The sequence below is a fragment of the Streptomyces echinatus genome, from assembly GCF_014203595.1.
Classification (GTDB): domain Bacteria; phylum Actinomycetota; class Actinomycetes; order Streptomycetales; family Streptomycetaceae; genus Streptomyces; species Streptomyces echinatus.
Window position 1 is genome coordinate 338,369 of the sequence record NZ_JACHJK010000010.1, and the last position, 9,885, is coordinate 348,253.

Sequence of the window (9,885 nt, forward strand, 5' to 3'; positions counted from 1 at the left end):
CCTGTCACCGCGATGTCACTGTGCACAGAAGAGAAACGTGGCAGGACCCCGGATGGTTCCCGGAATCCGGGATTCCTACGAGTTCCCGGTCTTCATCATCCAGCAACTCCCGACGCACACCGGAGGTTCCCCCGGCGTTCACGTCCTGCCCGGCCACGACCGGCACCACACCGGTCCCGATCACTCCGCGGTCATCCAATGGCTCATCACCGACAGAAGGTGATCGGGATCGACCGGCTTGGTGACATAGTCGGAAGCACCCGACTCGATCGCCTTCTCCCGGTCACCCTTCATCGCCTTCGCGGTGAGCGCGATGATCGGCAGCCCCGCGAACTGCGGCATCCGACGGATCGCCGTGGTCGTCGCGTACCCGTCCATCTCGGGCATCATGATGTCCATCAGGACCACCGCCACATCGTCGTGCTGCTCCAGCACCTCGATGCCCTCGCGGCCGTTCTCGGCGTACAGCACCGAAAGCCCGTGCTGCTCCAGGACGCTGGTGAGTGCGAACACATTGCGGATGTCGTCGTCGACGATCAGCACCTTCTCACCGCCGAACCGCACCGCGCGGCCCTGCTGCGGCGCCTGCTCCTGCTCGGGGGCGACCGACCACCGCTCGGGCCGGTGCACCTCCGCCGGCAGGCTGCGCCGCCGGCGGCGGAAGAGCGCGGCGGGACCGTTCTGCGTCTCCCGGTACGACTTCACCTCGGCCGGCGTCTCGATCTCCACCTCGGACAGCTCCGAGGACAGCGCCGCCTCGGAGGCGACCAGGTCGCCGGCCTCCAGGGCGGGCACCGACTGCTGGTAGCCCTGCGGCGGCAGTTCGCTCGGGTGCAGCGGCAGGTAGAGCGTGAACGTCGAGCCACGGCCCGGCTCGCTCTGCGCCTGGATCTCACCGCCCAGCAGCTGCGCGATCTCCCGCGAGATCGACAGACCGAGGCCGGTACCGCCGTACTTGCGGCTGGTCGTGCCGTCCGCCTGCTTGAACGCCTCGAAGATGACCCGCATCTTGCTGGCCGCGATCCCGATGCCGGTGTCCGTCACCGAGAACGCGATCAGCTCGCCGTCCGGGTCGGTGAGCGAACCGGTCTCCAGCAGCTGTTCCCGGATCCGCTGCGGCACATTCGCGCCGGCCGGCCGGATCACCAGCTCCACCGACCCGGAGTCGGTGAACTTCACGGCGTTGGACAGCAGGTTGCGCAGCACCTGCAGCAGCCGCTGCTCGTCGGTGTGCAGGGTCGCGGGCAGCTCCGGGGACACCCGCACGGACAGGTCCAGGCCCTTCTCCGCGGTCAGCGGCCGGAAGGTGGCCTCCACGTAGTCCACGAGCTGGACGAGCGCGATACGAGTCGGTGAGACGTCCATCTTGCCCGCCTCGACCTTCGACAGGTCGAGGATGTCGTTGATCAGCTGGAGCAGGTCGGAGCCGGCCCCGTGAATGGTCTCGGCGAACTCCACCTGCTTCGGCGACAGGTTGCCCTCGGCGTTGTCCGCGAGCAGCTTCGCCAGGATCAGCAGCGAGTTGAGCGGCGTGCGCAGCTCGTGCGACATGTTCGCGAGGAACTCGCTCTTGTAGCGCATCGACACCGCGAGCTGCTCGGCACGCTCCTCCAGGACCTGCCGGGCCTCCTCGATCTCGGTGTTCTTCACCTCGATGTCGCGGTTCTGCCGGGCCAGCAGCTCGGCCTTCTCCTCCAGTTCGGCGTTGGAGGCCTGCAGCGCCTTCTGCCGGTTCTCCAGCTCGGCCGACCGCTCCCGCAGCTGCTCGGTCAGCTCCTGCGACTGCTTGAGCAGCTGTTCGGTCTTGGTGTTGACCGAGATGGTGTTGACGCTCGTCGCGATCATCTCGGCGATCTGGTTGAGGAAGTCCCTCTGGATCTGCGTGAACGGCGTGAAGGAAGCCAGCTCGATCACACCGAGCACCTTGCCCTCGAACAGCACCGGCAGCACGATCACCTGTGCGGGCGGCGCCTCGCCGAGCCCGGAGGAGATCTTCAGATAGCCGCTGGGCGCGTTGTCCACCAGGACCGTGCGCTTCTCCTCGGCGGCCGTGCCGATCAGCGCCTCACCGGGCCGGAACGACGCCGGCATGGAGCCCATCGAGTAGCCGTACGAGCCCAGCATCCGCAGCTCGTAGTCGTCCTCCCCGTTGCCGATGCCCTTGCCCTCCATCAGCGGCATCGCCAGGAAGAACGCCCCGTGCTGGGCGGACACCACCGGCGTCAGCTCGCTCATGATCAGCGAGGCGACGTCCTCCAGGTCCCGCCGGCCCTGCATGAGCGCGGAGATACGGGCCAGATTGCCCTTGAGCCAGTCCTGCTCCTTGTTGGCGATCGTGGTGTCGCGCAGGTTCGCGATCATCTTGTTGATGTAGTCCTGCAGCTCCTGGATCTCGCCGGACGCATCGACGTCGATCTTCAGGTTCAGGTCGCCACGGGTCACCGCGGTCGCCACGCGCGCGATGGCACGCACCTGGCGGGTCAGGTTCCCGGCCATCTCGTTCACGGACTCGGTCAGGTCGCGCCAGGTGCCGTCGACGTCACGCACGCGTGCCTGACCGCCCAGCTGGCCCTCCGTACCCACCTCGCGGGCCACACGCGTGACCTCCTCGGCGAAGCTGGACAGCTGGTCGACCATCGTGTTGATCGTCGTCTTCAGCTCGAGGATCTCACCGCGGGCGTCGATGTCGATCTTCTTGGTCAGGTCACCCTTGGCGATGGCCGTGGTCACCATGGCGATGTTGCGCACCTGACCGGTCAGGTTGGACGCCATGCCGTTCACGGACTCGGTGAGGTCCTTCCACGTGCCGGCCACACCCGGTACGTGCGCCTGGCCGCCCAGGATGCCGTCCGTGCCCACCTCACGGGCCACCTTGGTGACCTGGTCGGCGAACGAACTCAGCGTCTTCACCATGGTGTTGATCGTGTCGGCGAGCTGCGCCACCTCACCGCGCGCCTCGATCGTCACCTGCCGGGTCAGGTCACCGTTGGCGACGGCCGCCGACACCTGCGAGATGTTCCGCACCTGCATGGTCAGGTTGTTGGCCATCAGGTTGACGTTGTTGCTGAGGTCCTTCCAGATGCCCGTGACACCCGGTACGTGCGCCTGGCCGCCCAGGATGCCCTCGGTGCCCACCTCACGGGCCACCCGGGTCACCTGCTCGGCGAAGCTGGACAGCTGATCAACCATCGTGTTGACCGTCGTGACGAGCTCAAGGATCTCGCCCTTCGCGTCAACAGTGATCTTCTTCGACAGATCGCCCTTGGCGACCGCCGTCGTGACCTCGGCGATGTTGCGCACCTGGATGGTCAGGTTGTTCGCCATGAAGTTCACGGACTGCGTGAGGTCCTTCCAGGTGCCGGAGACGCCCTGCACCTCGGCCTGACCACCGAGGATGCCCTCCGTGCCCACCTCGCGCGCCACACGCGTCACCTGGTCGGCGAACGACGACAGCTGGTCCACCATCGTGTTCAGCGTGTTCTTCAGCTCCAGGATCTCCCCGCGCGCGTCCACGGTGATCTTCTGGGAGAGGTCACCGCGCGCCACCGCGGTGGCGACCTGCGCGATGTTGCGCACCTGGGCCGTCAGGTTGCCGGCCATGCCGTTCACCGAGTCGGTCAGGTCCCGCCACACACCGGCGACCCCGGGCACCTGCGCCTGCCCGCCGAGGCGCCCCTCGGTACCCACGTCGCGCGCGACCCGGGTCACCTGGTCGGCGAAGGCGGACAGCTGATCAACCATCGTGTTGATCGTGTTCTTCAGCTCAAGAATCTCGCCCCGCGCGTCAACGTCGATCTTCTGCGACAGGTCGCCGCGCGCCACCGCCGTCGTCACCTGGGCGATCTGCCGCACCTGCGAGGTCAGGTTGCCGGCCATGAAGTTGACGGAGTCCGTCAACTCCTTCCACGTCCCCGAGACGCCGTCCACCCGGGCCTGACCGCCCAGCCGGCCCTCCGTACCCACGTCACGCGCCATCCGCGTCACCTGGTCGGCGAACGACGACAGCTGGTCCACCATCGTGTTGACGGTGTTCTTCAGCTGGAGCATCTCGCCGGACACGTCCACGGTGACCTTCTGCGACAGATCACCGTTCGCCACCGCCGTCGTCACCTGGGCGATGTTGCGCACCTGCCCGGTGAGGTTGCGGAACGCCGTGTTGACGGAGTCCGTCAAGTCCTTCCACGTACCGGCCGCGCCCGGCACCTGCGCCTGACCGCCCAGCTCACCCTCGACACCGATCTCCCGCGCGACCCGGGTGACCTCGGCACCGAACGCCGACAGCTGGTCCACCATGCCGTTGACGGTGTTCTTCAGCTCCAGCATCTCGCCGGCCACGTCCACGGTGACCTTCTGCGACAGGTCACCGCTGGCCACCGCGGTCGTCACCGCCGCGATGTCCCGCACCTGCGTGGTCAGGTTCCGGAACACCGTGTTGACGGAGTCCGTCAGGTCCTTCCACGTACCGGCCGCGCCCGGCACGTTCGCCTGCCCGCCGAGCCGCCCCTCCGCGCCGACCTCGTTCGCCACCCGCGTGACCTCGTCCGCGAAGATCCGCAGCGTCTCGGTCATCTGGTTGATCGTCTCGGCGAGCTGCGCCACCTCGCCCCGCGCCGGGACCGTCACCTTCTGCGACAGGTCACCATTGGCGACGGCGGTGGTGACCTGCGAGATCCCACGCACCTGCGCCGTCAGGTTGCCCGCCATCGTGTTGACGGAATCGGTCAGCTCCTTCCACACACCGGCCACCCCGGGCACCTGGGCCTGGCCGCCCAGGATGCCCTCGGTGCCCACCTCCCGGGCCACCCGCGTCACCTCGGAGGAGAAGGACGACAGCTGGTCCACCATCGTGTTGACGGTGTTCTTCAGCTCCAGCATCTCGCCGGCCACATGAACGGTCACCTTGCGTGACAGATCACCCTTGGCGACCGCCGTGGTCACCAGCGCGATGTCCCTCACCTGTGCGGTCAACCGGTACGCCATCGTGTTGACGGACTCGGTCAGGTCCTTCCACGAACCCGACATCCCGCGCACCCGGGCCTGACCACCGAGCTTGCCCTCGGTGCCGACCTCGCTGGCCACGCGCGTGACCTCGTCCGTGAACGTCGACAGCTGGTCGACCAGATTGTTGACGGTACGGCCGACCTTCAGGAACTCACCGCGCAGCGGATGCCCCGAACCCCCGTCCGGCGCCTGCGTCCGCAGCTCCATCCGCGGCGACAGATCGCCCTCGGCGACCGCCGTGAGCACCCGGCCGACCTCCGAGACGGGCCAGACGAGATCGTCCACCAGCGCGTTGGAGTTGTCGATGGCCGTCGCCCAGGAGCCCTCGCAGGCGCCCGTCTCCAGCCGCTCCGTGAGTTTTCCCTCACGCCCCACCATGCGCCGCACCCGGGACAGCTCACCGGTCAGGTACAGATTCCGGTCGGCCACCTCGTTGAAGACCGCCGCGATCTCGGACATCACGCCGTCACCGGACACCGTCAGCCGCTTGCGGAAGTTGCCGTCGCGCATCGAGACGAGCGCCGCCAGCAGCCGGTGCAGGGCAGCGGAGTCCACCTCGGTGGTACCACCGTTCCTGCCCAGGGACGGTCCGCCCTTCGCGCGCGTCTTCGTGCCTCGCGTCGCCGCGCCAGACTCCACTGTGTCCCTCCCGGAGGGGTAGACCGTCACTGCTGTGCTCGGCCGCTTCGGCCCGGCGTGCCGCTCATCGGCATACCGGTTACTTCCGCGTACCGGTTACTTCTGCTACTTCTGCGTATCTCTGCCAGACGACATCCGGCCACGCCAGGGCTGCTGCCCGCCGTTCACGGAACACACGCCACCCGGCCCGACCTTCATCAGAAGCCTGCCCAGTGTTTCACCCCGGCCGAACCAGGCCATAACAGTTCGGCAGCTTCGCACATCGTCCGCACACCCTGGGGGCGTAAACACCCGCGACCGGCATCCGCTCGGACGGCGAAGGTAAGTAACCTTGCATGCGGCTGTCCAGCCGCACCGGTCCGACCGGTCTGGGCGGTGGCACGAGTAGAAGCGGGCATCGGAGGGGCGGCCGGACACCATGACCACCGGAGTGATCCCCGGGGGACAGCCCCCGGAGCCACAGCCGACGGGCGAGCTGATGCCGCAGCAGCGGCGCGAGCCGGCCGGCCAGACAGCCCTGCATGCCGACGACCGGCCGAGGAGTTCTGTGATCACCGCGCGCGCGGCTGCCAGTTTCGAGCCCGTCGGGCGATCGGTCGCGACCGCCCGGTCCTTCGTCCGCGACACCCTCCAGGGCTGGGGGTTCGCCGACATCGTCGACGACGCCGTCGTCCTCACCAGCGAACTGGTGACCAACGCGGTCGTCCACGCCGGCACGCACGCGGAGGTGCTGTGCCTGCGCACCGAGGACGGCGTGCGCATCGAGGTCTCCGACCGCTACCCCGAGCGCGAGGTCCCCCTCCAGGGCTCCCCGGCCACGATGGGCAGTCCCGACCGCGAGGGCGGCCGCGGCCTCCAGCTCTGCGCGGCCCTGGCCACCCGCTGGGGAGTGGACTACACCCCCACCCACAAGAACGTCTGGTTCCAGCTCAATCTGCCCGAACGCCCGGTCGGCACCCGCACCGCGGGCCCGGCCCTGCCCGCCGATCTGCTCCCGCTCGCCGACGGCCGCGTCCGCGTCGCCGTGCTCCAGGTGGACCGCAAGGGCAGCATCAGCGCCTGGAACGAGGACGCGGAGGAGCTGTTCGGCTACCCGGCCTCCGACGTCGTCGGCAAACCCCTCACCGAGCTGGCGGCCTGGCCGCACACCCCGGGCACCGGCACCGGAATCGCCGAGGCCTTCCGGCTCTCCCGCTGGGAGGGCACCTACGGCATCCGCCGCTCCGACGGCCGCGTGGCCCGGGTGTACGCCTCCCACCTCAGAGTCCGCGACACCGGCGGCGAACCGTCCACGGTCTGCCTCCTGGTCCGCGACCACGAGCGCGCCGTCCTGCAGTCCCCGCCCCGAGTCCCGGCCACCGACCAGACCCAGGCCTCCGACGGGCAGAGCACGGACCCCTTCGAGGTGTTCATCGGCTCTCCCGCCCCCGACGACCTCGACGGCCTGCTCCAGCGCACCGTGGAGCGCGCCCGCGACATGCTCGACGGCGACTCCGCCTTCCTGCTGCTCGCGACGGACGACGAGACGGAACTGGAGGTCCGCGCCTCGGCCGGCCTGCCCTCCGCCCGCCAGCGCTTCGCGCGCGTGCCGGTCGAGGCCGGTCCAGGCCGCTACGGCTCCGCCCGCATGCCCGCCGTCCACGACGACCTCGCCGCCGTCCCCGGAGCCGTACCGCTCCTCGCCGGCACCGGCATGCGCTCGGTGGTCACGGTCCCGCTGAAGGTGGAGGGGCGTCTCACCGGCTCCCTCGGCGTCGCGGCCGAGGCACCCGGCCGGTACACCAACGAGGAGGCGCTGCGCCTGCAGTTCGCCGCCGACCGCATCGCCCTGGCCGTCGAGTCGGCCCGCCTCGGCGAGCTCGAAAGGCTGCGCCGCGGCTCCCTGAGCTTCCTGGTCGAGGCCTCCGACCTGCTGGCCGGCACCCTGAACCGGGACCAGACCCTGGCCCTGATGGCCCAGATGACGGTCCCGACCCTGGCCACCTGGTGCGCGGTGTACACCATCGCCGACCAGGCGTCCGAGCCGTATCTGTCGTACGTCCTGCACGAGGACGAGGAACTCATCGACGGCATCAAGTCGTTGCTCTCGAAGGTCCCGCCGCCGGACCCGGTGCCGACGCCCGGCGCCCGCGTCTGGACGGCCCCGGGGGAGATCGCCCACCAGGCGGCCCTGCGCACCTCGATGCGCAGCCTGGGGCTGGCCGGGGGTCCCACCCAGCAGGTCACCTCGGCCATCGGCCCGACCCTCGCGACGGCCGCCGCGGTCGGCGGCGAGACGGTGGTCCTGCCGCTCGTCGCCCGGAACCGCGTCATCGGCATGCTGACCCTCGGCAAGCCCACCGACGAGCACTTCCGCCAGGAGATCCTGGAACTCGCCGAGGACTTGAGCCGCCGGGCCGCCCTGGCCCTGGACAACGCCCGCCTGTACTCGGAGCGCACGGCCATCAGCCAGGCCCTGCAGCGCAGCCTGCTCCCGCCGGGCACCCCGTACATCGAGGGCGTCGAGGTCGAGGTCATCTACCGCGCGGCCGGCGAGGGCAACGAGGTCGGCGGCGACTTCTACGACGTGTTCCCCATCGGCGACGACGCGTACGGCTTCGCCATCGGTGACGTCTGCGGCACGGGCCCGAACGCCGCGGCGGTCACCGGTCTCGCCCGGCACGCGCTGCGTCTGCTGGCCCGTGAGGGCCTGAGCGGCCCGGCCGTGCTGGAGCGTCTGAACTCGGCGATCCTTGACGAGGGCGACCGCAGCCGCTTCCTGACACTCCTCTACGGCGAGTTGCGCCCGCAACAGGACGGCAGCGCGGAACTGAAGGTGGTCTGCGCCGGCCATCCGCTCCCGCTGCGTCTGCGCCAGGACGGCACGGTGACGGCCGCGGCTGAACCGCAGCCGCTGCTGGGCGTCATCGAGGACCTGGAACTGTACGAGGAGTCGGTCACCCTCGACCCGGGTGACGTGCTGCTCTGCGTGACGGACGGCGTCACCGAACGCCGGGAGGGCTCGCGCATGCTGGGCGACGACGGCCTCGCCGACGTCCTCACCACGTGCACCGGTCTGACGGCGGGCGCGGTCGCGGCACGCATCATGCGGGCGGTGGAGCGCTTCGCCTCGGACGCCCCTTCCGACGACATGGCGATTCTGGCCATGCGGGTTCCGGGGATCCACCAGGAAGCGTGAGAAAGCACGAAAAGGCCCCACCCGAAAGGGTGGGGCCTTTTTACTGGAGCCCCCAAACGGAATCGAACCGTTGACCTTCTCCTTACCATGGAGACGCTCTACCGACTGAGCTATAGGGGCCTGTCGTCTTCGAGGTTTCCCTCCCGGCGACAAAGAAACTGTACCCCGAGCGGGCCCCAGTTCCCAAATTCGTTCGGTGCCTGGTCAGAAGGCGGGCTGAAGCAGGCCGCCGAGGGCATTGCAGGCGGCCACGATGCGCTGCATCTCCCGCTTGGTGAGCGCGGCGTCCACGGGCAGCGCGAGCGTTTCGTCGGCGGCCAGCTCGGTCTGCGGCAGCGGCACACACCGCCGGAACTCCGGCAGCCGGTGCACGGGCGTCTTCACCGGCACCCGGCACTCAACTCCCTTGGCACGCAGTGCGCGCGCGAAGGCGTCCCGGTCCGGCCGGCCGTTGCCCGGCACGCGCACGACGTACTGCTGATAGGTGTGCCCGTCACCACCGTCCGGCGTGCGTACGCCCTTCAGTTTGGCGTCGAGATAGGCAGCCCGCTCCCTGCGCTGGGCTATCTCGTCGTACGGCGCCTCGGACTCGCCCTGCTCCAGCACCAGCAGCCCGTGCCGCTGGCCGAGCGTGTGCAACCGGTCGATGTCGGCTCGCCGTCCGAAGCGGTGCACGGCAACGACGGCGGCGGTACGGGAGGTTACGGCTGCCTCGACGGCGACCGGGGCGAGGCAGTAGGTGACCGGGTCTATGTCGGCGAAGACGGGGAGTGCACCGGCCAGAGTCACGGCCTCGGCGACTTCGACGTTCCCGAAGGCCGGCACGACGACCTCGTCACCCACTCCGACCCCGGCGGCCCTGAGCATTGCTGCAGTTCCCATGCCTGGATGCTGTGCTCACAACGTGAACGACACGTTACGCACAACAAAAAAAGGTCGGACCCTGAACCGAAGTTCAGGATCCGACCTTTATCAAAATTTGTTCGGCGGCGTCCTACTCTCCCACAGGGTCCCCCCTGCAGTACCATCGGCGCTGTGAGGCTTAGCTTCCGGGTTCGGAATGTAAC

General features: G+C 69.0%; 3 protein-coding genes, 1 tRNA gene and 1 rRNA gene. 1 reads left to right on the forward strand and 4 read right to left on the reverse strand.

The genetic code is table 11. From position 1 onward, the window contains the following. Positions 1-180 precede the first annotated feature (180 nt). Positions 181-5,640: a HAMP domain-containing protein gene (locus FHS34_RS27330; protein WP_184970107.1), complete on the reverse strand. Its 5,460-nt coding sequence runs from the start codon at positions 5,638-5,640 to the stop codon at positions 181-183. A gap of 418 nt (positions 5,641-6,058) precedes the next feature. On the opposite strand from FHS34_RS27330, the gene FHS34_RS27335 reads away from it, so the two are divergent. Continuing rightward, positions 6,059-8,818, forward strand: coding sequence for a SpoIIE family protein phosphatase (locus FHS34_RS27335; protein ID WP_184970108.1), 2,760 nt, complete (start codon positions 6,059-6,061; stop codon positions 8,816-8,818). 44 nt (positions 8,819-8,862) lie between these two features. Here the strand turns inward: FHS34_RS27335 and FHS34_RS27340 are convergent. The 3 genes from FHS34_RS27340 to rrf all read right to left on the reverse strand — a co-directional run. Beyond that, a tRNA-Thr gene (locus FHS34_RS27340) sits at positions 8,863-8,938 on the reverse strand. Between the two features lie 84 nt (positions 8,939-9,022). After that, positions 9,023-9,685: a DegT/DnrJ/EryC1/StrS family aminotransferase gene (locus FHS34_RS27345; protein WP_184970153.1), complete on the reverse strand. Its 663-nt coding sequence runs from the start codon at positions 9,683-9,685 to the stop codon at positions 9,023-9,025. 114 nt (positions 9,686-9,799) lie between these two features. Beyond that, a 5S ribosomal RNA gene (gene rrf / locus FHS34_RS27350) occupies positions 9,800-9,885 on the reverse strand; the annotation flags it as partial.

Coding starts and splice junctions, on each gene's coding strand:
- FHS34_RS27335 (WP_184970108.1), top strand. CDS start 6,059: ATGACCACCGGAGTGATCCCCGGGGGACAGCCCCCGGAGCCACAGCCG.
- FHS34_RS27345 (WP_184970153.1), bottom strand. CDS start 9,685: ATGCTCAGGGCCGCCGGGGTCGGAGTGGGTGACGAGGTCGTCGTGCCG.